Source organism: Hyphomicrobium sp., assembly GCF_009026145.1.
Classification (GTDB): domain Bacteria; phylum Pseudomonadota; class Alphaproteobacteria; order Rhizobiales; family Hyphomicrobiaceae; genus Hyphomicrobium_A.
This window is the reverse complement of sequence record NZ_WBUE01000002.1, coordinates 109389-133194: the sequence shown is the minus strand read 5'-3', so window position 1 is coordinate 133194 and position 23806 is coordinate 109389. Positions and strand designations below refer to the sequence as shown.

The window sequence follows — 23806 nt, the reverse complement described above, 5'->3', positions numbered from 1 at the left end:
AGAGCCGTGGGCATTTGCTTGCTCAACGTGCGCGAGTGCTCCGCTTTGCAAGCTCATCGAGAATTGGACAATCGGGCCGTTCGTCACCCTTGCAGGCAGCGATCAGGCGACTTAGCACGTCAATGATTGCTTGGTGAGCTTGCATGCGGGCCTTGACCTCGTCGCGGTGACGAACGGCCAGCACACGAACCTTGCGGCTGGGGCGCCTCTTATCGCGCCATAGATTAAGCAGCTCGTCGATCTGCTTGATCGGAAAGCCGAGCGAGCGGGCACGCTTAATGAAGCGGAGCTCGTGCACGTTGCGGTCGTCGAAGACCCGGTAACCGCTGGCGTCCCTGCCGGCGGGGCTCAACAGTCGTCTGCTCTCGTAATAGCGGATCAGTTTGGCCGAGACGTCAGACAAGCGAGCTGCGTCGCCAATGCGAAGCTTCATCCGGGCCTCCTCAATTGCTGATTGACCTTCCAACCGCTGGAAGGTCTAGCGTCTTCTTCGGATTAAGCATGACGATCTGCTAACGCCTCCTCGGTCTAACGGCGTCGTTGTTACAGGCTGTTACCAAATAGGTGGCTCATGGGTGGACCGCCATTGACGAGAATCAACTGTCGGATGCTCACCTCACTACAGAGTTTCCTTGAGGGCATCCGAGGAGCGCCTTGCCAAGACGAAATCTGCTCTCCGCATCGGGGTTGGCACCGGTTGATTGAATGAGGCAACGACATGACGCTCGACAGTGCGCCGCAAATTCCGATCACCGCCTTGGCCTTCAGCCTGAGCGCGTTTTTGGCGATCACCTTCCTGCTGTGCGTCGGCCTGGGCTTTCTTGCTCCCAATATTGGGACGCACGCGCTGCTCCAATTCTTCCCGCGCTTCGGCTGGACCGATGCAGGGATCCATCATGGCCTTATTGAGAGCCTGGCCTACGGGTTCTACAGCGCGGCCGTGTTCGGCGTGCTGTTCAACGTCTTCACGAGACGTAGCCGATGGGGCGGCGCGAATGATCGAAGCAGGGGGCACGCGATGTCGAACATTTGAGTGTCAATCTTGAACAGGCAGATCGAGGAAAGTGTCATGGCAGCCGGATATCAGACGACCACGGCCCGAGAAGCGGAAATTCCGATCATTGCGTTCGGGCTGAGCCTGAGCACGTTCTTCGCCATTTCCTATCTTATCTGCATCGCGCTCGGCCTCGTTTTACCGGATGTGCGCATGCACCTGCCGTGGCTCCAATTCTTTCCTGGCTTCGATTGGACTGCGTTTGGAATGCTTCTCGGTCTCGTCGAGAGCCTGGTCTACGGCTGGTATGTGGCCGTCGTCTTCGGCGCTCTGTTCAACTTCTTTGCCGCTCGCCGCGGATAGGGGAATTGGCGTCATGTCGGAAGACAAGCTGAAGAAGACAACGAAGGCGCTGGTGACCTCGCGCGATCCCGTCCTGTCGGCGCCCATCAAGAGCCGCCCTATGCAGCCCGGGCGGTCCGCCGCGAGGCAGCCGCAAAGCAAAGAAGCCACGGCTAAAGAGGAGCTCCCGGCGCCGCTACGCAACGCCCTGGAAGTCGGACCCCTCGATTTGCTGGTCTACCAGCGGGATGTGCTGGAGCGCACAATCCTCTTCTTCGACACGTTGCGCCGGCGCGCCAACAACATGCTCGACCACGAGCGTGCCGGCCTGCCGCCGCTTCTCAATTTCAAGTATGAGACGCTGCTCGATGCACGCCAGTTCGAGCGCCCGGTGAACTACGCGCTTCTGCGCATCACCGAGGTCGGTGAGGATTGTTGGGACGATTGCGTCGACCCAGGAAAGCCGCCCGTGATCGTCCTCGATCCGCGCGCTGGGCATGGCCCCGGTATGGGCGGCTTCAAGCGCGAGTCGGAGGTCGGCGTGGCGCTGCACACCGGCCACCCCGTGTATTTTGTCGTCTTCTTCCCCGAGCCCAACCCCCATCAGACGCTGTCCGACGTGCTCGCCGCACTACGCAGGTTCGTGGAGGACGTTGCGGCGCGCCACGATGGCAAGGCACCAGTGCTCTACGGCAATTGCCAGGGAGGCTGGGCAGCAACGCTCCTGTCGGCGCACTGCCCGGGGTCGGTCGGCCCGGTAGTGTTGAACGGGTCGCCCTTGTCTTATTGGGAGGGCGAGCCGGGCGTTAACCCGATGCGGGTTCTCGGCGGTTTCGTCGGCGGGGTGTGGCTGGCGCACTTCCTGGCTGATCTCAACCAGGATCGCTTCGACGGGGCTTGGCTCGTGCAGAATTTCGAGAACCTGAAGCCCGGAAACGCGGTCTGGGACAAGTACGCGAACCTCTTCACCAAGATCGACGGCGAAAGCGATCGCTTCCTCGACTTCGAGCGCTGGTGGAATGGATTCTACCGCCTGAGCGGCGAAGAGATCGTTACGATCGTCGAGGACTTGTTCGTCGGCAACAAGCTCGAGCAGGGGCAACTGCGCATCGACGAGCACTGCACGGTCGATCTTACCAAGATCAAGAGCCCGCTCGTCGTCTTCGCGTCCTACGGCGACAACATCACCCCGCCGCACCAGGCGCTCGGCTGGGTTCCGGCCGTCTACAAGAGCACCGAGGCCCTCAAGCAGGCAGGGCAGCGCATCATCTATTTGACCAACCCGCGCATCGGGCATCTCGGCATCTTTGTCTCGGCCAATGTCGTCCGCTTCGAGCACCGCGCGATTCTTGAAAATCTCCCCGACATCGAGGCGCTCGCTCCGGGGCTCTACGAGATGAAGATCGACAATCCGACCGGCGACCCGGATTGCGCGCGCGACCAGTACTCGGTGCGCTTCGAGCCGCGCAAGGTCGAGGACTTGCACTTCGACTATCCGCGCAAGTCCTTCGAGAACGTGCGCAACGTCTCGGAGTTCAACGAGGCGCTCTATCGCACGTTCATGAGCCCGTGGGTGAAGGCGATTGCCAACCCGTGGCTCGCACTCTCCATGCAGTGGCTGCACCCGATGCGCATGAAGACCTATCTCTGGTCGGAGAGCTTCAATCCATGGATGAGAGCTTTCGAGGTCCTCGCCGACGCCGTAGCCAAGGGGCGCCATCCGATGGCGGACGACCATCCGCTCATGGCGCAGGAGCGGCAGCTCATCGCCCACATCTCTGCCTTTTGGGAGACGGCGCGTCGGCTCCGCGACGCAGCTCAAGAGCGCACCTTCACGACCATCTACGGAGAGTGACATGGCTCGCCTTCTTCGCGCCTTTCTCAAGCAGGTTGTGCAACACGGGACCTTGGAGGTCGAGACGGCGACCGGTGCGCGTTTCGTTGTGGGCGACGGAACCGGCAGTCCACTGGCCATTCGCTTTGCCGACAATCGCGCAGCCCGCCAGCTCGTCCTCAATCCCGCGCTCGCGTTCGGCGAGCTCTTCATGGAGCGGCGCCTCGCCGTCACGCAGGGCTCGATCTATGATGTGCTTTCTCTTGCGGCCTCGAACCTCAAATTGCGCGAGCCGCACCCAATAGCCAAAGCCCGTACCCGGCTTCGCACCACCTTCCGCCGTCTCCAGCAGCACAACAGTGCGTGGCGCGCCAGGCGCAATGTCGCGCACCACTACGACCTCGACGGGCGCCTCTACGACCTGTTCCTCGATCCCGATCGCCAGTACTCCTGCGCCTATTTCGAGCGGCCAGACCAGAGCCTGGCGGAAGCCCAGCTCGCCAAGAAACGCCACATCGCCGCCAAGCTCCTCATTGAGCCGGGCCAGCGTGTTCTCGATATCGGCTGCGGATGGGGCGGCCTTGCGCTCTATCTTGCGGACTACTGTGGGGCCGACGTTACAGGTGTCACCCTGTCCGAGGAGCAGCTCGGAATTGCCAACGCGCGCGCTCGCGAGCGGGGTGTCGCGTCAAGTGCCAGGTTCCGCCTGCAGGACTACCGAGCAGTCTCGGAATCCTTCGACCGCATCGTATCCGTCGGCATGTTCGAACACGTGGGGGTCGGCTACTACGGCGCGTTCTTCAATAAGGCGGCGGACCTCCTAGCCGACGACGGGGTCATGCTGCTCCACTCCATCGGCTGCGTGGACGGCCCCGGTGCCTGCAATCCCTGGATCGCGAAATACATCTTCCCTGGTGGGTATGTCCCCGCGCTTTCCGAGGTCTTACCGGCAATTGAGCGCGCGGGCCTCGTCGTCACCGACATCGAGATCCTGCGCCTCCACTATGCGGAGACACTGCGGGCGTGGCGCGAGCGCTTTCTTGCTCGGCGCGGGGAGGCGAAATTGCTCTATGACGAGCGCTTCTGCCGCATGTGGGAGTTTTACCTCGCCGCCTGCGAATGCGCCTTCCGCCACTGCGGGCTGATGGTCTTTCAAATCCAGCTGGCCAAGCGTCAGGACGCGGTGCCCCTCACGCGCGACTACCTCGCGGAGCGGGAGGCGGCGCTCAAAGCTAAGGAGGGTTGTGAAGCGAGCCTGAAGATCGCCGCAGAGTGAGCAGGCCCGACGTCGAAGCGAAGCGGATGAGGCGATTTAGTCGAAGAGAAGGAACAGAACGATGGAATGGCTTGGAAACAATTGGATTTGGATCGTCTTCGCCCTCGGGTTTCTCGCGCTGCACATGTTCGGCCATGGCGGCCATGGGCACGGCCGGGGACATGGCGGTCATGGGCGTGACCGGCGCGATCCGGAAGCGTCCCGCGAAGGGGCAGAGCAGCCAGCGACAGTGGCCGCAACGCCCCACGGCGCACACGGCGGCACAGCCCCTGCGCAGGAGAGTCAACGGCATCGGCATGGGTGCTGATGCCAGTATCGAAATTCAGATCTTGAGCATGAGGAGAAGCGATATGTCGAAGACCACTCACACGCACGAACACCCCTCAGCGGAGCCAAAGAAGCACGGCTGTTGCGGCGAGAGCCATGCAAATGCCGAGAAGGCGCAGCCGGCCGCGCAGGAGCAAGCCAATCCGCAAGGAGCTTCCAAGCGCGAGCACTCGCATCACTCGGGCGACAGCTCGTGCTGTTGCGGGAGCGATAAGGCGAGCAAGTAGCTGGCGCTCCTCACACACCAGGAGAATGGACATGATGCAGGTGATGAAGCTCTTAACGAACACGATGGCGGCCGCGACTCTGATGCTCCTCGTGACCACCGGGGCATCCGCTCAAGGCCACCACCCTGGGGGGGAGACGGCACCCGCCGCGCCGGCGCCGCAGGCTCAACCTGAGAGCACTGCTCCGATGCAGAAAGAGGGCATGGGCATGATGGGCGGCAAGGACATGCCCATGATGAAGATGATGCAGGAGATGCACGGCAAGATGATGGGTGGCGGCATGGCGACGCCCGACGCCCAGTGGCACATGATGCGAGGCGTCGGCCCAATGGCGGGACTGATGGCCGGGAATTGCCCCATGATGGGAGGCATGATGCGGGGCGAAGACATGCCCTCATTCGCTGAGGGCCGCATAGCCTTTCTCAAGGCCGAGCTTGCCGTCACCGACGCGCAGAAGGATCTCTGGGATGCCTACGCCGATGCGTTGAGGGTCAATCTTCAAGGCATGCATGATATGCGGCAGACAATGAATGGCCGCGTGTCGGATATGACTCCGGTCGAGCGGCTCGAGATGCACCTCACGGCAATGGAAGCGCGGGTCAAGGCGCTCCAGGTTATCAAACCGCCGCTGGCGGCACTCTATGCTGCATTGGCGCCCGATCAGAAGAAGAGAGCGGATGAGCTTCTCACTTCGATGGGCTGCATGATGTAACGCCACGATGCGGCGGTGCGAGAACGCAAGTCTCTGATGCGGGCCCATTCAATGCTGACAGGAGGCTTACCATGACTGAGCGCGTGTACCAGACGCTGATAGAGCGGCTCCAGACAGCGCACGGCAGGAGTTCTCTCAAAAGAATCGGTTTCGTCGCCGCTGCAATCCTCGCGGTGATCTTCGCAGTCGCGGCCGTCTACTTGGGTGTCATTCATTCTCCTAGCGGCTGAGCTTGAGTGTCATGGGATCAAACAGAGGTGTAGGCATGGCGACCCCGCAAACACTACAAGCACCAGGCAGTGCCGTCTTGGTCATCAATTCCGGTTCGTCCAGCGTTAAGTTCGCCGTCTTTGCGACGGATCCGACAATGCCGCGCCTCCTTTCCGGCATCGTCGACAGGATCGGGCTTGTGGGCGGCCGCTTCGAAGTCAGGGATGAGACCGGCAAGGTACTTTTTGACCAACCATCCTCGATCGTGAATCACAAGGCGGCGCTCTTTCTCCTGATCAAGACCTTAGGGGAGCAACTCGGCGCCCGGACGCTTAGCGCTGTCGGCCACCGGATCGTTCACGGCGGTGCGAATTGTGATTGCCCATTGCCGGTGACGAAAGAGCTGGAAGTGCGGCTGCAGCTCCTCGTCCCGCTTGCGCCCCTCCATCTGCCGCACAACCTCGCCGGAATAGCCGCCATTCGGGAGCTGCAGCCGGACCTGCCACAGGTTGCCTGCTTCGATACGGCCTTCCACCACAGCCTGCCCCGTCTCGCCAGGCTGACAACCCTGCCGCGGGAGTTTCAAGACCAAGCAATCCGGCGCTATGGCTTCCACGGTCTGTCGTACGAATACATCGTCGATGCACTCCGTAAGGACGGCGTGAATGTTGCGCGTGAGCGTATCCTCGTTGCCCATCTCGGAAACGGCGCGTCCATGTGTGCGCTCAAGGATGGCCGGAGTGTCGAAACCACCATGGGCTTCAGCACGCTCGCGGGCCTGATGATGGGCACGCGCTCCGGCGATCTGGACCCGGGGGTACTCCTCTACCTGCTGATGGAAAAGGGCATGAGCGCTGAAGCAGTGCAGAAGCTGCTTTATGAGCGCTCCGGACTCCTCGGCGTCTCTGGCGCGTCGAGCGACATGCGCCAGCTGTTGAGTCAAGACGACAATCCGGCAGCGGCGGAGGCAATTGATCTCTTCTGCTATCGCGCACGACAGCATCTTGCAGCGCTGACGGCCGCACTGGGGGGCCTTGACCGTCTGGTCTTCACGGGCGGCATTGGTGCCAATGCCCCCGAAATCCGCGCGCGCATCTGCGACGGTCTTGCCTATCTCGGCATAACCCTCGATCGCAAGACCAATCTGGCGGGAGATATGACCATCTCCCCTTCTGGGGCAGCCGTGACGGTGCAGGCTGTGCATTCCGATGAGGAGGTGATGATCGCGCGTCACGTCATACACCTGTGCGCTCGTCAGCTGGCGCAAGCGGGGGCGTGACACCATGGGACGCCAAGCGAGCAAGCTTCAAAAGCTCATCGATCAGGCCGAGGGATTGAATCCCATTCGGGTCGCCGTCGTGAACGCGGCGCAGAAAGTGCTGCTCGATACGCTCCATGACGCCGTCGATCTCGGCTTTGTCGAGCCAATCCTCATCGGCGAGGCAAAACCCATCCGCGATCTCAGGGCTTCGGCCGCCATCGAAGTCGCGACGGAGAATTTCGTTGAAACCACCAGCGACACCGCGGCGGCCGCCGCGGGCGTCAGGCTCGTTCGTGAGGGAAAGGCCGACGTCCTGATGAAGGGGCTTATTCATACCGACGCCTTGATGCACGCGCTTCTCGATGCCGAGCATGGCCTGCGCGTTCCGGGACGGCGGGTGAGCCACGCCTTCTTGTGCGACATACCCTCATATTCAAAGCTGCTCATTATCACTGATGCCGCGATCAACATCGCGCCCGACCTCAACGCGAAGACGCAGATTCTTCAGAACGCCATCGAGCTCTGTCATCTGCTCGGCGTGGAGACGCCCAAAGTCGCTGTCCTATCTGCCGTCGAAACGGTTAATCCCGCTATTGCGTCCACGATTGATGCCGCGTGCCTAACGCTCATGGCGCAACGCGGCCAGATCACCGCAGCCATCGTGGACGGCCCACTCGCGTTCGACAATGCGATCTCGCTCAGGGCCGCGAAAGAAAAGGGCATCGCGTCCAAGGTGGCCGGGGACTGCGACATCCTCCTCGTGCCCGATCTTGTCTCTGGCAACATCCTCGCGAAAAACCTGGAGTACCTCGCCGATGCCATCCCAGCCGGCATCGTCCTCGGGTTATCCGCGCCCGTCGTCTTGAGCTCGCGCTCCGATCCCGCGCCGGCGCGGCTCGCCGCCTTGGCGCTGGCCGCCCTGATCCATGACCGGACTGCCAACCTCGTCGTTTCAAAGCCCGCTCCTGTGGAGCCGACGCTTCAATGCGCGCCGCAGCCCGAGTCGGCTTGCCATCCTCTGACGGCCTAACGCTATGCAAGAGCTAACACCAGCGAACGAAGGGCAGCCCCCGGAGGCTAGGGAGCGGCTGCGCTTCTCGCTCGATCGCCCCCTGCACGGAGCCATTGCACGCCTGACCATGGGTGTGTCGCCCGCTGCCCTGATCCAGGCTTACACCGATTGGACGCAGCACCTGCTCTTCTCGCCAGACAAACAGATCGAACTCGCAGAGGCCGCAGCTCACAATTGGATGCATTTTCTTGAGTACTGCCCCAAGGCCTTGATCGATCCCGACTGCGAGGCCTGTGTAGAGCTGGCTGCGAATGACAAGCGCTTCGTGGGTGATGCATGGCACCGCTGGCCGTTCAACGCTATCTCACAGGGTTTCCTGCTCACACAGCAGTGGTGGCATCGCGCGACGACTGACGTTAGGGGCGTTTCCGCGCATCACGAGGACATCGCGTCTTTCATCGCGCGTCAGATACTTGACGTGGTCTCACCGGCGAATTTCCTGCTGACAAATCCTGAGGTGCTCGAGATCACGTTTCGACAAGCTGGAATGAATCTCGTGCGTGGCGCCATCAACTTTTGGGAGGATCAGCGGCGCCTTGTCGAAGGCAGGAAGCCCTTCGGTGCAGACGCATTTCAGGTTGGACGCGACGTTGCCGTCACTCCGGGCAAGGTTGTCGCGCGCAACCGGCTGATGGAACTCATTCAGTACGCGCCCGTGACGGACAGCGTCTATCGGGAGCCGGTTTTGATCGTGCCGGCCTGGATCATGAAGTACTACATCCTTGACCTGTCGCCAGTGAACTCGCTGGTGAAGTACCTGGTGGACCACGGCCATACCGTTTTTGTCCTCTCCTGGAAGAACCCGACCGGCGAGGATCGCGACCTCGGCATGGACGACTACCGGCGGCTCGGCATGATGGCCGCGCTCGAGGTTGTCTCGGTAATCGTCCCCGGCCGGCCGACTCACGCTGTCGGATATTGCCTTGGCGGCACGTTGCTCGCCATCGTCGCGGCGGCGATGGTTCGCGATGGTGACCAGCGCCTGGGCTCACTCACACTTCTCGCAGCGCAGACCGACTTCACCGAGGCCGGCGAGCTCATGCTGTTCATCGACGAGGCTCAGGTGAGCTTCCTCGAGGACATGATGGCTGAGCAGGGCTATCTGGATACAAGGCAGATGGCGGGCGCGTTCCAGATCTTGCGCTCCAATGACCTGATTTGGTCGACGATGGTGCGGAGCTACCTCAAGGGCGAACGTCCGCCAATGTTCGATCTCATGGCGTGGAACGCCGATGCGACCCGCATGCCCGCCCGCATGCACTCGGAATACCTTCGCCGCCTGTTCCTCAATAACGAGCTGGCAACCCGGCATTTCGAGGTCGACGGGCGGCCAGTCTCGTTGCGCGACATCCGCGTGCCGGTCTTCGCGGTGAGCACGATCTCTGACCACGTGGCCCCCTGGCGATCGGTCTACAAGATCCAAGCTCTGACCGACGCCGATGTGACGTTCGTATTGTCCAATGGCGGTCATAATGCCGGGATCGTCAATCCGCCGGGTCGTCCTAACCGCAAACACCAGATCGCCACGCATGCGGAAAGCGAGAAGTACGTGGCTCCTGACGACTGGGTGCAAAACGCTTTCCATCACGAAGGCTCGTGGTGGCCTTGCTGGCAAAAGTGGCTGAGCAAACATTCTTCCGCAGATCGTGTGCCGCCACCTGGACTGGGAGACTCGTCAAAGGGCTATGCGCCCCTATGCGATGCACCTGGAACATATGTCCTGCTCCCCTGAGCGTATCGGATCAAGATGGAACGCTGAAATGGAAGTCATCGATCTGAAGGGAAAGAAAGCCTTGGTGGTCGGCGTGGCGAACGCGGACAGTCTCGCCTGGTGGGCGGCCAAGCATTTGCGCGGCGCCGGCGCGGACCTCGCCATGACTTACTTGAACGACAAAGCGAAGCCGCACGTTGCGCCGCTCGCAACCGAACTGAGCGCGGAGATCCTGATGCCGTGCAACGTTGCCGTGCCCGGGCAACTCGAGGCTGTGTTCGACGCCGTGAAGAAAAAGTGGGGACGCCTTGATGTCGTCTTTCATGCCATCGCCTGGGCACGCAAGGAAGACCTGCACGGCAGGCTTGTCGATTGCTCGGCAGATGGGTTTGCGGAGTCGATGCTGATCTCCTGCCACTCCTTCATTCGCATGGCGCGACTCGCCGAGCCACTGATGGAGAACGGCGGCAGCCTGCTCACCCTGAGCTATTACGGTGCCGAGAAGGTCGTTGACCATTACAACGTCATGGGCCCGGTCAAGGCCGCCCTTGAAGCCTCGGTGCGCTACCTCGCGCACGAGCTCGGGCCCAAGAGCATTCGCGTCAACGCAATCTCGGCCGGCCCCATCAAGACACGCGCCGCCTCCGGCATCGAGCATTTCGACGAGCTCCTTGCGGAGGCCGCCGAGAAGGCGCCGCTCCGGCGCACGGTCGACGCCTGCGAGATCGGGCGGGTGTCAGTACTGCTTGCCAGCGACTATGGAGCGTCGATCACCGGCGAGGTCGTGCACGCGGATGCGGGCTTCCACGTCGCGGGCATGGTCTTTCACTAAGGGAGTGTCGAAATGATCCGCGTCAAAGACCCTGTTTGCGGACGAGAGTTTGATCTCGGCGACGCCCATGCCCACGAAGATTATCGCGGCTGGGCCTACTTCTTCTGCTGTGGCCAATGTCACGGGTGCTTTGTTGCGCATCCCGATCGCTACGTCGGTGAAAAGCCGAGGATGGGCACCGGAGTGTCTCCGCAGGCAGAGAGGCGAGAGGCGCCTCGTGCCCGACAAAGGGAGTCTCGCCGTGGATAAACTCAGTCCTATTTCAGCAGGCATAGCAGTCGCGGCCACGCTCGCCGTTCTCAACACGCTTTGCGCCATAGCGGTTGCGATTTGGCCAGATGGGGTGCTGGCATTTTTCAACTCGTTTGCGCACGGGCTCGACTTGAACCCAATCAAGTCGGCGCAGCCCCTTAGCCTCTTCCGTTTCTTCTGCGGGCTGATTGGCCTCGGATTGGTTGGGTTCATAGCTGGCGCGATCTTCGCCTGGACGTATAATCTAGTTGCTCGTGAGTGACAGCCATGCTCAAGGCCACAACAGAGGTCGTGGATCCTGTTTGCGGCATGACAGTCGTTCCGGACAAAGCGGCTGGAACCGCAACGTACAAGGGCAAGACGTATTACTTCTGTTCGACACAGTGTGTGGCCAAGTTCAAGGCCAACCCGCAGACCTATGTTCGCGAATACGCGGCGCCTGCCGAGAGACCGGCAATGCGCGCACTTGGCTCACATCCTATCGTGCGAGAGCCTGTGGGGCCTCTGTGGGTTGGGCATCAGTCACAGCGTGCCATCGACCAGGCGGCGGTGCACACCGACAGCGTTACCATGGGTTGGGCGGCTCCGTTCCACGATGCCTTGTGTTCCAGCCTCGGCATCGGCCGGAGCTTCCGGCGTGAAACGTTGCGCCTCGCCAACATCGCAACCGGCGACCGTGTGCTCGACGTGGGCTGCGGTACGGGCGTGCTGACGCGTCTCGCTGCTGACGCCGGCGGGCCCCCGGGATCCGCGACAGGTATTGATCCAAGCGCGGCGATGATCACGGGCGCACGGCGGAAGGCGGTGTTCGAGGGAAGCTCCGCGGTGTTTCGGCTCGCCGCAGTGGAGGAGCTGCCATTTGCGGATGGAGCGTTCGACGTCGTCGTTTCAAGCTTCACGCTGCATCACCTGCCACCTGAGGTAAAGCGCATTGGCTTGCGCGAGGTTTACCGCGTCCCGAGGGACGGTGGACGGCTATTCGCGGTTGACATCGATCGGCCGGCGAACGCGCTGTGGTGGCTGTTGGTGTGGCCGCTGCTGTTCACGTCTTCTGCGGCTGCCAATCTGTACGGCGACGTATTAGCCTACCTGCAAAGGGCTGGCTTTGCCCCCGTTGAAGTCCTCGCGCGCAATTGGGAGCTTGTGACGTCGTGGTCAGCGACCAAGCCGTTGGTATCAACAAGTGGCCGCATGAAGCAACGTCCATTTGATGCGTGGCCGGTTCACTGAATAAGGAGCGCCAACATGACTGATCATGAACATGCCGAGCACGATAGGCGGCCATCGTCGGAAGGAAGCTTTTGGGGGTCTCGTACCTTCATCGTGTGGTTGGCGTTGCTGCTCATTGGCGGGTTCCTCCTAGTCAGTGAGCATCGCGCGCACATCCTTGGCGTTGGCCTGTGGCTGCTCATTCTCGCCTGTCCCCTCCTGCACATCTTTGGGCACGGGGGCCACGGTGGACATGGTGAGCAGGCAAGCCCTCGGGCCGGCCCCGATACACGAGGCTCAACCGGAAGCTGGGATGCATCGAAGGGAGAGAAGTCATGACCGAGCAAGCACCGGCTTATGGATTATGGAGCCTCGTGATCATCAACTCGGTGATCTTCATTTTCTTCGCCTTCACCTTCTTCAAGCCGAACACGCCGCGCGACTGGCGATCCTTCAGCGCCTTCAGCGCGTTTATCGTCGCGCTGTTCACGGAGATGTACGGCTTTCCGCTCACCATCTACTTCCTGTCAGGGTGGCTGCAGAGCCGGTATCCCGACGTCGATTGGTTCTCGCACGACGCCGGCCACCTCTTGGAGATGCTGTTCGGCTGGAAGGCGAACCCGCACTTCGGGCCATTCCACCTTCTGAGCTTCGTCTTCATCGGCGGCGGCTTCTATCTCATTTCGAGCGCATGGTCTGTGCTTTACCAGGCACAGAAAAGGCACGCGCTCGCAACGACCGGTCCCTATGCCTACGTGCGCCATCCCCAATATGTCGGCTTCATCATCGTGATGTTCGGCTTCCTGCTGCAGTGGCCGACCATCCTCACCCTTCTCATGTTCCCGGTGCTGGTGTGGATGTACGTCCGCCTCGCGCATCACGAGGAGCGTGATGCGATCGCGGAGTTCGGGGAGATGTACCGCACATACATGCACACTGTGCCCGGGTTCTTCCCCCGCTTGGATCGTCTTTTCACTTACGGCAGTGCGGAAGGGCGCGATCGTGACCGATAAGTACAAGATGCCCGCGAAGCGGGAATTCAAGTTCGATCTGCTCTATTTCATCATCGCCATCTTCGCGGTGTTGCTCATTCGCGATTTTCTCGTCGGACAGGGGCACCTCAAGACAATTCCCTATAGCGAGTTCCGGGAGCTTGTCGACAAGGGCGAGGTGAAGGATCTTGTGATCGGGCCGACGCGCATCACCGGGTCCTTTGCGAGGCCCGCTGACCAAGGACAGCCGCAGCACTTTTCCACAATCCGGGTCGATCCACAGACCGCAGACGAGCTGACAAAGCGGAATATCAAGTTTTCCGGGGAGCCCGAACCGGGCCTCTTCGAGAACATCCTCTCCTGGCTGCTGCCGAGCGTCGGCTTCATTCTCTTATGGCTGCTCCTCATGCGCCCGATGATCTCATCGCAGCACGGCGGCTTGATGAGCATCGGCCACAGCAAGGCAAAGATCTACGCAGAGCGGGACGTCAAGGTGACGTTTGCCGATGTCGCGGGTGTGCCTGAAGCCAAGCAGGAGCTTGCGGAAGTCGTCGGCTTTCTCAAGGACCCGCAGACGTACGGACGACTCGGCGCGCGCATTCCGAAAGGGACTTTGCTGGTCGGCCCACCGGGCACCGGCAAGACGTTGCTTGCCCGCGCCGTTGCCGGTGAAGCAGGCGTTCGTTTCTTTTCCATCACCGGCTCCGAGTTCGTTGAGATGTTTGTCGGCGTCGGCGCGGCGCGCGTGCGCGACCTCTTTGAGCAGGCGCGGGCGCAGGCTCCGGCGATCATCTTCATCGACGAGCTCGATGCGTTGGGGCGGGCGCGCGGATTAGATTATCCGGGCGGTGGCCATGACGAAAAGGAGCAGACGCTCAATCAGCTCCTCGCCGAGATGGATGGCTTCGATCCGAGCCTCGGAATCATTGTTCTCGCCGCCACCAATCGACCCGAAATTCTCGACCCGGCGCTCCTGCGGGCCGGCCGCTTCGACCGACAGGTCCTCGTCGATCGACCCGATCGCAAGGGTCGCGCGGAAATCCTCACCGTACACCTGAGAAAGATCCGGATCGTGCCGGACCTCGACATCGATGCCATCGCAGCATTGACACCGGGATTTACCGGGGCCGATCTGGCGAACCTCGTCAACGAAGCAGCGCTCGTTGCAACCCGCCGGGGCGCGGAGAAGACCACGCTCGAGGATTTTACGCAGGCGATCGAACGCATCGTGGCCGGAATAGAAAAGAAGAGCAGGATATTGACCCCGCGCGAGCGCGAGGTCGTTGCACACCACGAGATGGGCCACGCGCTCGTCGCCATAGCGCTCCCGGGAACCGATCCGGTGCACAAGGTCTCCATCATCCCGCGGGGAATCGGTGCGCTCGGCTACACGTTGCAAAGACCCACAGAGGATCGCTTTCTCATGGGCCGTTTGGAGCTGGCCAACCGCATGGCGGTGCTGCTCGGCGGCCGCGCGGCGGAGAGCATCGTCTTTTCCGAAGTTTCAACTGGCGCCGCCGACGATCTTGCGCGGGCGACGGACATCGCGCGCAATATGGTGGTTCGCTACGGCATGACATCGGAACTTGGTCCGGTCGCCTATGAGCCAGAGCCGGCGACCTTTCTTGTGGGCCAGCATCCAACTTGGCGCCCGCGCGCTTATGCCGACGGAACCGCAGAGGCGATTGACCACGCGGTCAAAGAACTGGTCGACAGCGCGTTCCAGCACGCCGTGGCAATTCTGGAAAAGCACCGGCCACTCCTGGAGCAGTCAGCGAAGCAGCTGCTGAGCAAGGAGACGTTGTCCAAAGATGAGCTCGAGCAAATCCGTAAGAGGATTGCGCTCGATGTCGGACCAGCCGATCAGCAAGCGACGGCGCGCGGCATGAACATCGCGGCAGCCACCCCGCTGAAAGCGACACGATGACCACTGCCAATGCCGAGCACCGCATGGAAACGGGAGGTGGGCGATGACAACCCCTGAAGCAAGCACGACACCAATCGGGCGGCGACTCGCCGCCTTTCTTTTCAACCACGGAGCGCCAATTGTCCTCTCCGGGTTGCTTTTGTACGTGCTCTGGTGGGGGCACTCCCCGCAGCTGCAGACGGTCGACGCGGCCATGTGGCATGTCTCCTGGGTCGGTGTCATTGCCCTTCTCTACATCGCGCTGCAGGCGCGTGCCGTCCTGGCGCAACCGCGTAGCGGCGTCATGCACGCGATGATCGAGATCTTGATCTCGCTCTTACCCCTCTTCGTCGTGGTTTACGCCTTCGTCGATTGGATGCGCGGCGTAAATTTGCTCTCGATCTTTCAGGTGATCGTCATGGTACAGGCGACGATGGTAACGCTCATTGATGTTGTCATCTTCACTTGGTTCTCGCTTAGCTTGAGCAGGCTCTCGGTACACACCATCGACGTACGCTAACCCGAGCTTGGAGGGTCCCATTATGCATGACATGACCGATGGGTGGATGATGTGGGGCATGGGAATCGGAAGCTGGATTGGGCTCCTCATCCTCGTCCTCGTCATCGCCGCGCTCATCAAGTACGTGTTCTTCAGATAGTTCCCTCGATGGTTTCGCCAGTGATTCTTTTCAGCCGAAAACAACCCGTTGTGGGGGCTATCCGCGCCGGAGGCAGGTCGGAAGCCACAGCTACCTTCATTTGATGCCGAATGGCGTCACGGTTTGCTGCGAAGACGCTCCATCGCGCAAATACGGAAACTGCTATTGGAGCACAAAAGGAGAAGTTGAATGAGACTTGTGCCTATTAAGAGTCCGATCATCGGCCTGGCTGCGTTAGCGATCATGGCAGCGTGGAGTCATAGCGCATTCGCGGCCACAGCCGAGGAACGTGCAAAATGCGAGGAGATGGAAAAGCAGATGGGGACCGAGCAACGCCATGAGCACTCACAGGACAAGGGCCAGGGACCGAGCGCGATGAATTTGACGCATGCGCGGTGCAAAGAAATACTCGCAGAGCCCGTCCCCAAAAAGGGCAGCAGGCACGATCACCAATAGAAAAGACGCGAAAGATCACTCCCTTGAAGTCGAGGCGCCACTTAGAAGTGGCGCCTCGAAAGGTATCCGCCAGAGCTGCAGACGGTCGACGCGGCCACGTGGCGCGTCCACTGGGTCGGCCTCCTTGCCGGGCTCCACGTGGCGCTGCAGGCGCGTGCCGTCCTGGCGCAGCCGCTTGGCGGCGTCATGCACGCGACGGATCGAAATCTTGACCTCGCTCCTACCCACTTCGTCGTGATTTATGCCTTCGTCGACTGGATGAGCGGCGTAAATTCGCTCTCGATCTTTGGGTGATCGTCGTCACTTGGTTCTCGCTGAGCTTGAATGAACAAGCAAAGTGTTGACGCAGCAGAAGCTAATTTGTCGTGGCAGCGGGAAGAACGCGGGCAACACGGAAGCCATAGCCTTTGAACCGGTAGTCGGCATAGATCCCGTTGCGGAACGCCGCGTGCATGCTCCTCGGATTGCCGAGCCAGGAGCTACCGCGAAGAACGCGAGAGCAGTTGGGCTCGTCGGGGGCGGCGGAGCCATCCGTGGGAGCTGTCGCGTACGCATTCTCGTTATAACAGTCCTGCACCCATTCCCAGACATTGCCATGCATGTCGTAGAGGCCGAAGTCGTTGGGGTTGAACGAGCCCACAGGTGCCGTCTGCTCGTTGTCCCACCGGCTCTTGCAGCCGTTGCAGTTGGCGTTGTTCTCCCCGAGGTCATCACCCCACGAGTAGCGCGTCATCGTTCCCGCGCGCGCGGCGTACTCCCATTCCGCCTCGGTCAGTAGCCGATACGCCTGGCCAGTCACCCTGTTCAGCCACGGCAGGTATTGCTTGGTGATGTCGTCCCAGGACACGTTGATCACGGGCCGCGCGCCCTGGCCCCATCCCTGGTCGCTGGGTCGATGCGCGCAGCCGCCAGCATCGACGCAGGCGTTCCATTCCGCAAACGTCACCTCAAACCTCGACACCGCAAAAGCCTTTGCGATGATGACCTTGTGCTGAGGACGTTCATCGTCGCGGGCGTCTTTGTCGGCTTCCGGCGATCCCATCATGAAGCTGCCCGCGGGGATGACCACCATCTGCGGGCAGGCCGCGCAGTCCTGGAATACCGTGCCGCTCTTGGTCAGATCCTTGGCTGCAGCTGTCGCTGCCGGCGCCCAACGGTTGTAATTGATGTCGGCGACACCAATTCCCACCAGCAGTGCCAATGCAATTGCGTAAAGCGCCTCCGTGTTGTTGCTGCTGGAATGGATGCGCGACACGGCAATGTTCCCCGCGATCCTAAGAACCTAAGCAGCCCTTCTCAATGTGCATCTCGGCGTGCTTGCGATGGTTGTCGGGTTTGGAGCTTCTCTAGGTTCCGAAGCTTCCAGCATTCCAAAGGGGAACGGTTTCGAGCTGTGCAATGTCGTTGTCCTTGGCCATGCTTAGATAAGCATGAGTATGTCGGCGTAAGTTGATTTGTGTCAAAGAGGCTAAGTGGCTCAAAGAATGACACGGGACTCGCACTGGACAGATCCCAAGAGCGGCGCCGTATACCATGCCGGCTCCGTTGAGCTCCAATTCTCGATCCGATAACGAAAAGGAGCTAGCAACTGCGACTACAGCACTTCAATAGGCGACCGAAAACGGATCAGCGTCCGGGCTTGATGGCGAGGATTCAAATCGGCCTGCCAATTCAATGAGTAGCAGGGCTAGCGGATGCTCCGCCGCGACCGCAATTCCTGCACGGCGACCAGCGCGCGCGCGAGTTGGGCTTCGAGTTCGGTCAGGGCATTCTCCGTTTCCTCCAACGCAACAAATTCCGGCCGTAGCGTCTCGTTCACCAGCTCGATAAGCGAGGCCGAGGCCAGCGTTTGCATGGAAGTGTGGCTCGCAAAGGCTACTAGACCGCCGTCTGTTCGCAGCTCGAGGCCGACGCTCGCGTTGATGAAGACGGTGGCCTCAACGACCTCGCGGGGTAGCACGATCGAAGCCAAAGGGCCCGACGTGTCGGCGAGCCGATAGGTTGCGACGTAGGCGTTGCCGCCGCCATCGAGGGCGAGGGTAAACCGCCCGTCAATCCCGTATGTGCGCCTACTTTCTATAGCTCGTTGCTATGGAGCAGTTCGTCACCACAAATTTTTGTGTCCTCTGAGACGATCACTCGGTCATGACCTCGGCGAAATCTCGCGGGTTTTTGCAGATGTCGGAACATCCGCAAAGGGAGGACCCATGGCGCCACTTCTTAAGCCTGAGGACTGCTGCATACTCTTTATCGATCCTGTGCGGCGGAACGCCGAACGCACCGATCAGGCTGACGGTAGCCAAGACGCACTCATCGGCCGTCACGCGTTAGTCGAGCAGGCTGCCAGGTTCTCGAGGTGCCAAAATTCTTTGCGATCCAAGGGGATGAGGTCGACGAACGAGAATGGATTGCCCAGCCCTGTGATCGCGCCAAACGCCGCATCTACGCTGTCGGCACCGCGGGATCGATGTGGTCCAGCAGCGGGCTCGGGGCGGCGCTCGCTGAAGAGGGTAGGGCTTGCCTCGTGCTCTGCGGCTTTTGGCTCGAACGGAGCGTCACCTTCGCGGCCCTCAATGCCCTTGCCGATGGCTTCGACGTATTCGTGCTTATGGATGCCTGCCCAAGCTGCGACCGACATGCGAAATGCCCCGCCATCGACCGCCTGCTGCAGGCCGGAGGTGTCCCCTTGACAACCGCGCAAATGGTGAGCGAATGGGCGCACGCATCCGGCGCGCGATCGACGTCGGCCTTAAATGCAGCTGTGTGCACCTTGAAGATTGCTCGCTGCCGAAAAGGAAGGTTAAGCGGATCGAAACGTCGTCGCACTATTGCCTCACCGCCTCATGATCCTCTTCAAGACGCTCGCCCTGTTTATCGTGACTGCGATTGCCGAAATCGTCGGGTGCTATCTTCCGTACCTCTGGCTGAAGAAGCAGGGCCCGCTTTGGCTGCTGCCGATTGCGGCAGCGAGCCTTGCTCTGTTCGTCTGGCTCTTGACCCTGCACCCTACTAATTCAGGGCGCGTCTATGCCGCGTACGGTGGCGTATACGTCGCGGTCGCGCTGGTCTGGCTGCGGCAAGTCGATGGCGCAGCTCTCACGGCCTGGGATGTGACGGGCGTCGCCGTCACGCTGCTCGGAATGGGCATCATCGTATGGGGCGGTTGGCAGGCGTGACAGCGCCGCACGGAAAGCCGCCTGACCCCACGCCTGAACCACTATCCCTCAAATGGAGCGGCGAGGCGCTGAGTGTGCGCCGCCCTATTAAGCCGACGATTGCACTTGGGAGCCGTTGCGCGAGGGCCGGGGATCGCATTACCCCACCTGGCGCCCGGGCTCTTTTTCCTAGGCCTGCCTGCCGGCCGGCCACCGCTCTTGCCCCACGGCCACGGCGTCGAATCTGACGGCGTGGGCGGTCGCTTGGGGTGTGGTTCTTGCTGGCGTCACGGTTCGGTGCGTCGGAGGCCGGCGCGTGGAAGCTGAGGGCACCGACGGCACATACATCGTAACCCGTGCAAGGTCGACGCCGGTAAGATTCGCTCGGGATAAAATAGTGCGGTCGAGCTTGGCGTCGGCAAAATTGACGAAGGCAAGGTTGGCTCAGATTTGCCCGAGTAAGTTCGCGCCTGCAAGGTTGCTGCGCTTGAAGTCGAGGTCACTAAGATCCAGGAAGCTGAGGTCTTTACCGGAGAGGTCTACCGGACTTGCAGCGTCGTACAGGGTGGTAACGAGCTTGCGAAGCGCGATGTGGCCCCTCTCGTCGGCCAAGCAATCAGGCTACCGAGGCCGAAGAGCCGTAAGAACACGAGACTGGTACGAGCACCGTATCCGATGGTTCAGCTCTTCACATATTCACATCATGCAGCAACCATTTCCCAACAGAAGATCGGCCTTCTTCTTTTGCTCGTCTGTCAAAACCTCGTAGAGCGCCTCTGTCGCTGGCCTGATCGCTTTCATGCTGTCAACCATGCTCTGCATCGCCTGGGTATGTGCCTCCATGCGCTGCAACGCAGTACCTGACTGCATAGCCTGCATCATACTGGCGTGCATGCCCTGCATGGTCGCCGCTCGCGCTTTCACCGCCTCGACGTAGGCATTCCAAGCCTCCATCTGCGCGTCGGTGATGCCGAGCTCGGCTTTCAAGTAGGTGAGCTGTCCCTCCATCATAGGGCCGTGACCGATCATCATGCCCGGCCCCATCATTCCCCGCCCCATCATGCCCATCGGCATATTCCCCATCATTGGCATCTGACCCATCATCCCATGACCCATCATGCCCGGCCCCATCATCGGCGTCGGTTGGTCTTTGTCCTGCGCCATTGCCCCCGATGCCACCACCGCTGTAGCCAGCAGCGCACCCACTATCAGCCATTTGCGAGTACTCATTGTCCATCCACCTCTCATATTCGACTGGGAACGGAGACCTTCTTCACCTCCGGACGTCACGAGGTGCCACTCGTGCAGCACCTGATGGAAGATATCGGGCAGCCGAATGCAGGAACAAGAGGCGAAGAGCGAAGAGCCCCACAGGGTTTGAGAATCCCCGGAGGGCCAAGACCCTTGCCATGTTGGCTGCAGGCAACGAGGGAGCTAATATTATGTGACCGGGGGGAAGCACCCCGCGCCCACCTGCAGCGATCGGAATATGTACTCCCGCATTCTCATTGCCACCGACGGAACGGAGCTCTCTGATAGGGCAGTCGAACAAGGTCTGGCCCTGGCCGCCAAACTTGGCGCCGACGTCACTGCGATAAACGTGACCGAGCCTCATTCGTCAGCGGTCACCGGAGAGTGGGCACTGGCATTTCCGATAAAGGAATACGACGCAGTCGCAGAGGCGAGCGCGGGACGGATTCTTGGAAAGGTCGCCGAGATGGCCCGCGAGCTAGGCGTCTCATGTAAGACGGTTCACGTCACTCATCACTTTGCTGCCGAGGCAATCGTCGACCAGGCCAATGACCACAAATGTGATCTCATCGTCATGGCATCCCATGGACGTCGGGGCGTTGCTCGTTTCTTTCTCGGCAGCCAGGCCTTGCATGTGCTCACATCCAGCACGATCCCAGTGTTGATCTGTAAATGAACCTGACAATCCCGGCGACACTCGGTAGGCATAGCTAGGTCTAATCCTACGTGAGAAGTCGCTCATCGGTCACTGCAGCGAATCTAGCGTAAGAGCCGCAGCCCATTCGCCACGACCAATAACGAGGCGCCGACGTCGGCGGCAATTGCGCCCCACAGCGTTGCCATGCCGGCAAAGGTCAGCACCACGAACACGGCCTTGACGCCCAGGGAAAAAACGATGTTCTCGCGGATGATGGACAGGGTGCGACGGGAATGACGCACGAGCCAGGGGAGCTTCGCGACATCATCGGTCATGAGCGCGATGTCTGCGGTCTCGATCGCCGCGTCGGAACCGATCGCCCCCATGGCGATCCCGACGTTCGCGCGCGCCAGCGCCGGTGCGTCGTTGACTCCGTCGCCCACCATCGCGACCGTGCCATACGTCTCGACCAACTCCTCGACCTTCCTGACCTTGTCTTCGGGAAGAAGCTCGGAGTGCACCTCGTCAATGCCGACTTCGCGCGCGATCGCTTCGGCTGTGACGCGATTGTCGCCCGTTAGCATCACCACATGCGCGATGCCGGCGGCGTGCAGCTGCTGCATGATCGCACGGGCCCCAGGACGGATCGTGTCGGCCACGGCGATCAGGCCGCACACGTGCCGGGCATTGCCGATGACGATCACGGTTTTGCCTTCCGCTTCCAGTATTTCCGCAGGGCGAGCAACCTCCGGCGCATCCTGGCCGCGCTCCACAACGTAGCGATGGGAACCGAGCCAGAACGGTTCACCATTGAAGACACCCATGAGCCCCTTGCCTTTGAGCAGCGTCACGTCGGTTGCGGGCTCAGGGGCAACGCCTTGAAGCTCGGCGTGGCGGAGAACCGCGCGCGCCAGGGGATGAGTGGACCGAGCCTCGAGTGCCGCGGCACGCGCGAGAAGCTCGGCTTCCGTATGACCGTCGAGGGGAATAACGGTGACGACTTCTGGCTCGCCACGCGTGACGGTCCCGGTCTTGTCCAGGGCAATTGCTTTGAGGCGGGCGGGAAGCTCGATGAAAGCGCCACCTTTGACCAGCACGCCAGCGCGCGCCGCGGCTGTGAGCGAGGCGACGATCGACACTGGTGTAGAGATCACGAGGGCGCAGGGACAGGCAATTACCAGCAGGATAAGCGCACGGTAGAACCACACATGCCAAAGAGCGCCGGTGAGGAGCGGGGGGATAAGGAATACCAACAAGGCGAACGCCATGACGGCAGGCGTGTAGACACGCGCGAAGCGCTCCACCCACTGCTCGGATGGAGCCCTGCGGGCGTGAGCTTCCTCGACCATATGAATGATGCGAGCGAGCGTCGTGTCTTGCGCAATGCGCGTCGTTTCCACCGTGAGCGTCCCGTCGCCATTGATCGTGCCGGCGAACACGTCAGCGCCGACTTCCTTCTCGACGGGCACGCTCTCGCCAGTGATGGGCGCCTGGTTCACGGCGCTCGTGCCTGCTACAACACGGCCGTCGAGCGCGATCCGCTCACCTGCCGGCACGATGAACCGGTCGCCAGTTTTGATCTCGGCGACAGGCACGATGCTTTCGGAACCGTTGACATGGAGAAGGCGGGCGGTTGGCGGTGCGAGGTCGAGGAGTGCGGCAATCGCACGACGCGCGCGGGCGACGCTCCAGCTCTCGAGCGCCAATGATAAGGCGAACAGGAAGGATACCGTAGCAGCCTCGAACCACTCACCGATTGTCATGGCTCCGACAACGGCAACGGTCATCAGGAGATTCATGTCCGGGCGCAGATTACGCGCCGCGTACCACGCTTTGACGACGACGAATCGCCCGCCGAAGAGAACTGCGGCGAGGTAGGCCGCGACCTCAGGCCATGGCATGGGCTGACCAGCGTGACCGCTAAGGAGTCGCCAGGCCTCGAGGAAACCGCCTGCGAGTACAATGTGGAGGACCAAGCCCAGCAGCACACAGGCGCCGCTCGCCGCAGTGAAGAGCATCTGCTGGCGGCGGTGGCCGTAGCTTTCATCCTTCCTTGTGTACTCCTCCCATGGTAGCGCGCTCATCCCGGTTCCGGCGACCGCCTTGATGATCGATCCGTCAGGCACGTCGAACGCACTGTCAGAGACCGTCATGCGCCCGTTCAGGACGTCGAAGGCAAGCCTATCTGCGCCGCCGACGAGCGGGCCGAGAGCTTGCTTGAGCGCCGCGACTTCTTCCGCGCAGTCCATGCCATGAATCTTAAAGAGGCGGCCAGGCCGGACCGCGGTGGTGCGGCCAATGCTCGCCTCGGAGCTGCAGCAGCCGGCTGCGCCGTATTGGTCTGGAGGCTGGTCGATGTTATGGCCCGGTTGGACTTGCATCATTGGAGTTCAGGTCTCGGACTTGGTTATCTGTCCTGTCGAAGATAAACTGGGCGTCCGAACCGTGACAGCATCGAACAGTCCTGACAGCCGAGGTGCGGGCTCTCTGT

General features: G+C 61.2%; 26 protein-coding genes and 2 pseudogenes. 22 read left to right on the top strand and 6 right to left on the bottom strand.

All coding sequences use genetic code 11. The annotated features are described in order from the left end of the window. Nucleotides 1-22: 22 nt before the first annotated feature. A complete protein-coding gene (locus F9K20_RS02505; RefSeq protein WP_290997407.1) occupies nt 23-433 on the bottom strand; it encodes a MerR family transcriptional regulator in 411 nt (136 codons plus the stop codon). Nucleotides 434-718: 285 nt separating this feature from the next. Here F9K20_RS02505 and F9K20_RS02500 point away from each other — a divergent pair, with 285 nt between their 5' ends. The 19 genes from F9K20_RS02500 to F9K20_RS02415 all read left to right on the top strand — a co-directional run bounded on the left by F9K20_RS02500 (nt 719) and on the right by F9K20_RS02415 (nt 16566). After that, on the top strand, nt 719-1033 hold the full coding sequence (locus F9K20_RS02500) for a hypothetical protein (RefSeq protein WP_290997244.1): 315 nt from the start codon (nt 719-721) through the stop codon (nt 1031-1033). Between the two features lie 36 nt (nt 1034-1069). Beyond that, nucleotides 1070-1357, top strand: a complete 288-nt coding sequence (locus F9K20_RS02495; RefSeq protein ID WP_290997243.1) for a DUF5676 family membrane protein — start codon at nt 1070-1072, stop codon at nt 1355-1357. Nucleotides 1358-1370: 13 nt separating this feature from the next. Continuing rightward, entirely contained in the window at nt 1371-3191 is a 1821-nt protein-coding gene (locus F9K20_RS02490; protein ID WP_290997242.1) for a DUF3141 domain-containing protein, read from the top strand. Between the two features lies 1 nt (nt 3192). Continuing rightward, on the top strand, nt 3193-4446 hold the full coding sequence (locus F9K20_RS02485; protein ID WP_290997241.1) for a cyclopropane-fatty-acyl-phospholipid synthase family protein: 1254 nt from the start codon (nt 3193-3195) through the stop codon (nt 4444-4446). A gap of 143 nt (nt 4447-4589) precedes the next feature. Further along, complete coding sequence (locus tag F9K20_RS02480; protein WP_290997240.1) at nt 4590-5000, top strand: hypothetical protein; 411 nt, start codon at nt 4590-4592, stop codon at nt 4998-5000. Between the two features lie 31 nt (nt 5001-5031). Next, nucleotides 5032-5712 carry a Spy/CpxP family protein refolding chaperone gene (locus F9K20_RS02475; protein ID WP_290997239.1) on the top strand — a complete coding sequence of 227 codons (681 nt, stop codon included), beginning with the start codon at nt 5032-5034 and terminating at the stop codon, nt 5710-5712. A gap of 71 nt (nt 5713-5783) precedes the next feature. Continuing rightward, nucleotides 5784-5942 carry a hypothetical protein gene (locus tag F9K20_RS02470; RefSeq protein WP_290997238.1) on the top strand — a complete coding sequence of 53 codons (159 nt, stop codon included), beginning with the start codon at nt 5784-5786 and terminating at the stop codon, nt 5940-5942. Between the two features lie 77 nt (nt 5943-6019). Next, a complete protein-coding gene (locus F9K20_RS02465; protein ID WP_290997237.1) occupies nt 6020-7201 on the top strand; it encodes an acetate/propionate family kinase in 1182 nt (393 codons plus the stop codon). 4 nt (nt 7202-7205) lie between these two features. Further along, nucleotides 7206-8213, top strand: a complete 1008-nt coding sequence (locus tag F9K20_RS02460) for a bifunctional enoyl-CoA hydratase/phosphate acetyltransferase (protein ID WP_290997236.1) — start codon at nt 7206-7208, stop codon at nt 8211-8213. A gap of 4 nt (nt 8214-8217) precedes the next feature. Further along, nucleotides 8218-9987 carry an alpha/beta fold hydrolase gene (locus F9K20_RS02455; protein ID WP_290997235.1) on the top strand — a complete coding sequence of 590 codons (1770 nt, stop codon included), beginning with the start codon at nt 8218-8220 and terminating at the stop codon, nt 9985-9987. Between the two features lie 28 nt (nt 9988-10015). Then, nucleotides 10016-10798, top strand: a complete 783-nt coding sequence (fabI, locus tag F9K20_RS02450; protein WP_290997234.1) for an enoyl-ACP reductase FabI — start codon at nt 10016-10018, stop codon at nt 10796-10798. Nucleotides 10799-10810: 12 nt separating this feature from the next. Beyond that, nucleotides 10811-11047, top strand: coding sequence for a YHS domain-containing protein (locus F9K20_RS21225; protein WP_367115822.1), 237 nt, complete (start codon nt 10811-10813; stop codon nt 11045-11047). Then, nucleotides 11040-11312: a DUF5676 family membrane protein gene (locus F9K20_RS02445; protein WP_290997233.1), complete on the top strand. Its 273-nt coding sequence runs from the start codon at nt 11040-11042 to the stop codon at nt 11310-11312. Before F9K20_RS21225 ends, F9K20_RS02445 begins: the two co-directional genes overlap by 8 nt. Before the next feature lie 5 nt (nt 11313-11317). Beyond that, nucleotides 11318-12280 (top strand): methyltransferase domain-containing protein, encoded by a 963-nt coding sequence (locus F9K20_RS02440; RefSeq protein ID WP_290997232.1) that lies wholly within the window; start codon nt 11318-11320, stop codon nt 12278-12280. Nucleotides 12281-12295: 15 nt separating this feature from the next. Beyond that, nucleotides 12296-12598 carry a DUF2933 domain-containing protein gene (locus F9K20_RS02435; RefSeq protein WP_290997231.1) on the top strand — a complete coding sequence of 101 codons (303 nt, stop codon included), beginning with the start codon at nt 12296-12298 and terminating at the stop codon, nt 12596-12598. Continuing rightward, the gene (locus F9K20_RS02430; protein WP_290997230.1) at nt 12595-13272 is read left to right on the top strand and encodes an isoprenylcysteine carboxylmethyltransferase family protein; all 678 of its coding nucleotides are present in this window, start codon (nt 12595-12597) and stop codon (nt 13270-13272) included. The genes F9K20_RS02435 and F9K20_RS02430 overlap by 4 nt, the downstream gene beginning before the upstream one ends. A 7-nt stretch (nt 13273-13279) precedes the next feature. Continuing rightward, a complete protein-coding gene (ftsH, locus tag F9K20_RS02425) occupies nt 13280-15178 on the top strand; it encodes an ATP-dependent zinc metalloprotease FtsH (RefSeq protein WP_290997406.1) in 1899 nt (632 codons plus the stop codon). A gap of 43 nt (nt 15179-15221) precedes the next feature. Then, complete coding sequence (locus tag F9K20_RS02420) at nt 15222-15677, top strand: hypothetical protein (protein ID WP_290997229.1); 456 nt, start codon at nt 15222-15224, stop codon at nt 15675-15677. A gap of 733 nt (nt 15678-16410) precedes the next feature. Then, nucleotides 16411-16566, top strand: a complete 156-nt coding sequence (locus F9K20_RS02415) for a hypothetical protein (protein WP_290997228.1) — start codon at nt 16411-16413, stop codon at nt 16564-16566. Nucleotides 16567-16627: 61 nt separating this feature from the next. On the opposite strand, the gene F9K20_RS02410 is transcribed toward F9K20_RS02415, so the two are convergent. Beyond that, a complete protein-coding gene (locus tag F9K20_RS02410) occupies nt 16628-17527 on the bottom strand; it encodes a formylglycine-generating enzyme family protein (RefSeq protein WP_290997227.1) in 900 nt (299 codons plus the stop codon). A 432-nt stretch (nt 17528-17959) separates the two neighbouring features. Next, a complete protein-coding gene (locus tag F9K20_RS02405; RefSeq protein WP_290997226.1) occupies nt 17960-18127 on the bottom strand; it encodes a hypothetical protein in 168 nt (55 codons plus the stop codon). A 612-nt stretch (nt 18128-18739) separates the two neighbouring features. Between F9K20_RS02405 and F9K20_RS21220 the strand changes: the two are divergent. Both F9K20_RS21220 and F9K20_RS02395 read left to right on the top strand, forming a co-directional pair. Further along, nucleotides 18740-18913: pseudogene (locus tag F9K20_RS21220) on the top strand (isochorismatase family protein); the annotation flags it as partial. Nucleotides 18914-19115: 202 nt separating this feature from the next. Further along, the gene (locus F9K20_RS02395; RefSeq protein ID WP_290997224.1) at nt 19116-19448 is read left to right on the top strand and encodes a YnfA family protein; all 333 of its coding nucleotides are present in this window, start codon (nt 19116-19118) and stop codon (nt 19446-19448) included. Between the two features lie 168 nt (nt 19449-19616). Here F9K20_RS02395 and F9K20_RS21215 read toward each other — a convergent pair. Together F9K20_RS21215 and F9K20_RS02390 are read right to left on the bottom strand one after the other, a co-directional pair. Next, nucleotides 19617-19859 (bottom strand): annotated as a pseudogene (locus F9K20_RS21215) (pentapeptide repeat-containing protein); the annotation flags it as partial. Between the two features lie 264 nt (nt 19860-20123). After that, nucleotides 20124-20657 (bottom strand): Spy/CpxP family protein refolding chaperone, encoded by a 534-nt coding sequence (locus F9K20_RS02390; RefSeq protein ID WP_290997223.1) that lies wholly within the window; start codon nt 20655-20657, stop codon nt 20124-20126. 259 nt (nt 20658-20916) lie between these two features. Between F9K20_RS02390 and F9K20_RS02385 the strand changes: the two genes are divergently transcribed. After that, nucleotides 20917-21354: a universal stress protein gene (locus F9K20_RS02385; protein WP_290997222.1), complete on the top strand. Its 438-nt coding sequence runs from the start codon at nt 20917-20919 to the stop codon at nt 21352-21354. 83 nt (nt 21355-21437) lie between these two features. Here F9K20_RS02385 and F9K20_RS02380 read toward each other — a convergent pair whose 3' ends face one another. Further along, a complete protein-coding gene (locus tag F9K20_RS02380; RefSeq protein ID WP_290997221.1) occupies nt 21438-23564 on the bottom strand; it encodes a heavy metal translocating P-type ATPase in 2127 nt (708 codons plus the stop codon). Between the last annotated feature and the right edge of the window lie 242 nt (nt 23565-23806).

Coding starts and splice junctions, on each gene's coding strand:
- F9K20_RS02505 (WP_290997407.1), bottom strand. CDS start 433: ATGAAGCTTCGCATTGGCGACGCAGCTCGCTTGTCTGACGTCTCGGCC.
- F9K20_RS02500 (WP_290997244.1), top strand. CDS start 719: ATGACGCTCGACAGTGCGCCGCAAATTCCGATCACCGCCTTGGCCTTC.
- F9K20_RS02495 (WP_290997243.1), top strand. CDS start 1,070: ATGGCAGCCGGATATCAGACGACCACGGCCCGAGAAGCGGAAATTCCG.
- F9K20_RS02490 (WP_290997242.1), top strand. CDS start 1,371: ATGTCGGAAGACAAGCTGAAGAAGACAACGAAGGCGCTGGTGACCTCG.
- F9K20_RS02485 (WP_290997241.1), top strand. CDS start 3,193: ATGGCTCGCCTTCTTCGCGCCTTTCTCAAGCAGGTTGTGCAACACGGG.
- F9K20_RS02480 (WP_290997240.1), top strand. CDS start 4,590: ATGGGCACGGCCGGGGACATGGCGGTCATGGGCGTGACCGGCGCGATC.
- F9K20_RS02475 (WP_290997239.1), top strand. CDS start 5,032: ATGATGCAGGTGATGAAGCTCTTAACGAACACGATGGCGGCCGCGACT.
- F9K20_RS02470 (WP_290997238.1), top strand. CDS start 5,784: ATGACTGAGCGCGTGTACCAGACGCTGATAGAGCGGCTCCAGACAGCG.
- F9K20_RS02460 (WP_290997236.1), top strand. CDS start 7,206: ATGGGACGCCAAGCGAGCAAGCTTCAAAAGCTCATCGATCAGGCCGAG.
- F9K20_RS02455 (WP_290997235.1), top strand. CDS start 8,218: ATGCAAGAGCTAACACCAGCGAACGAAGGGCAGCCCCCGGAGGCTAGG.
- fabI (WP_290997234.1), top strand. CDS start 10,016: ATGGAAGTCATCGATCTGAAGGGAAAGAAAGCCTTGGTGGTCGGCGTG.
- F9K20_RS21225 (WP_367115822.1), top strand. CDS start 10,811: ATGATCCGCGTCAAAGACCCTGTTTGCGGACGAGAGTTTGATCTCGGC.
- F9K20_RS02440 (WP_290997232.1), top strand. CDS start 11,318: ATGCTCAAGGCCACAACAGAGGTCGTGGATCCTGTTTGCGGCATGACA.
- F9K20_RS02435 (WP_290997231.1), top strand. CDS start 12,296: ATGACTGATCATGAACATGCCGAGCACGATAGGCGGCCATCGTCGGAA.
- F9K20_RS02430 (WP_290997230.1), top strand. CDS start 12,595: ATGACCGAGCAAGCACCGGCTTATGGATTATGGAGCCTCGTGATCATC.
- ftsH (WP_290997406.1), top strand. CDS start 13,280: ATGCCCGCGAAGCGGGAATTCAAGTTCGATCTGCTCTATTTCATCATC.
- F9K20_RS02420 (WP_290997229.1), top strand. CDS start 15,222: ATGACAACCCCTGAAGCAAGCACGACACCAATCGGGCGGCGACTCGCC.
- F9K20_RS02405 (WP_290997226.1), bottom strand. CDS start 18,127: ATGCAAACGCTGGCCTCGGCCTCGCTTATCGAGCTGGTGAACGAGACG.
- F9K20_RS02395 (WP_290997224.1), top strand. CDS start 19,116: ATGATCCTCTTCAAGACGCTCGCCCTGTTTATCGTGACTGCGATTGCC.
- F9K20_RS02390 (WP_290997223.1), bottom strand. CDS start 20,657: ATGAGTACTCGCAAATGGCTGATAGTGGGTGCGCTGCTGGCTACAGCG.
- F9K20_RS02385 (WP_290997222.1), top strand. CDS start 20,917: ATGTACTCCCGCATTCTCATTGCCACCGACGGAACGGAGCTCTCTGAT.
- F9K20_RS02380 (WP_290997221.1), bottom strand. CDS start 23,564: ATGGACTGCGCGGAAGAAGTCGCGGCGCTCAAGCAAGCTCTCGGCCCG.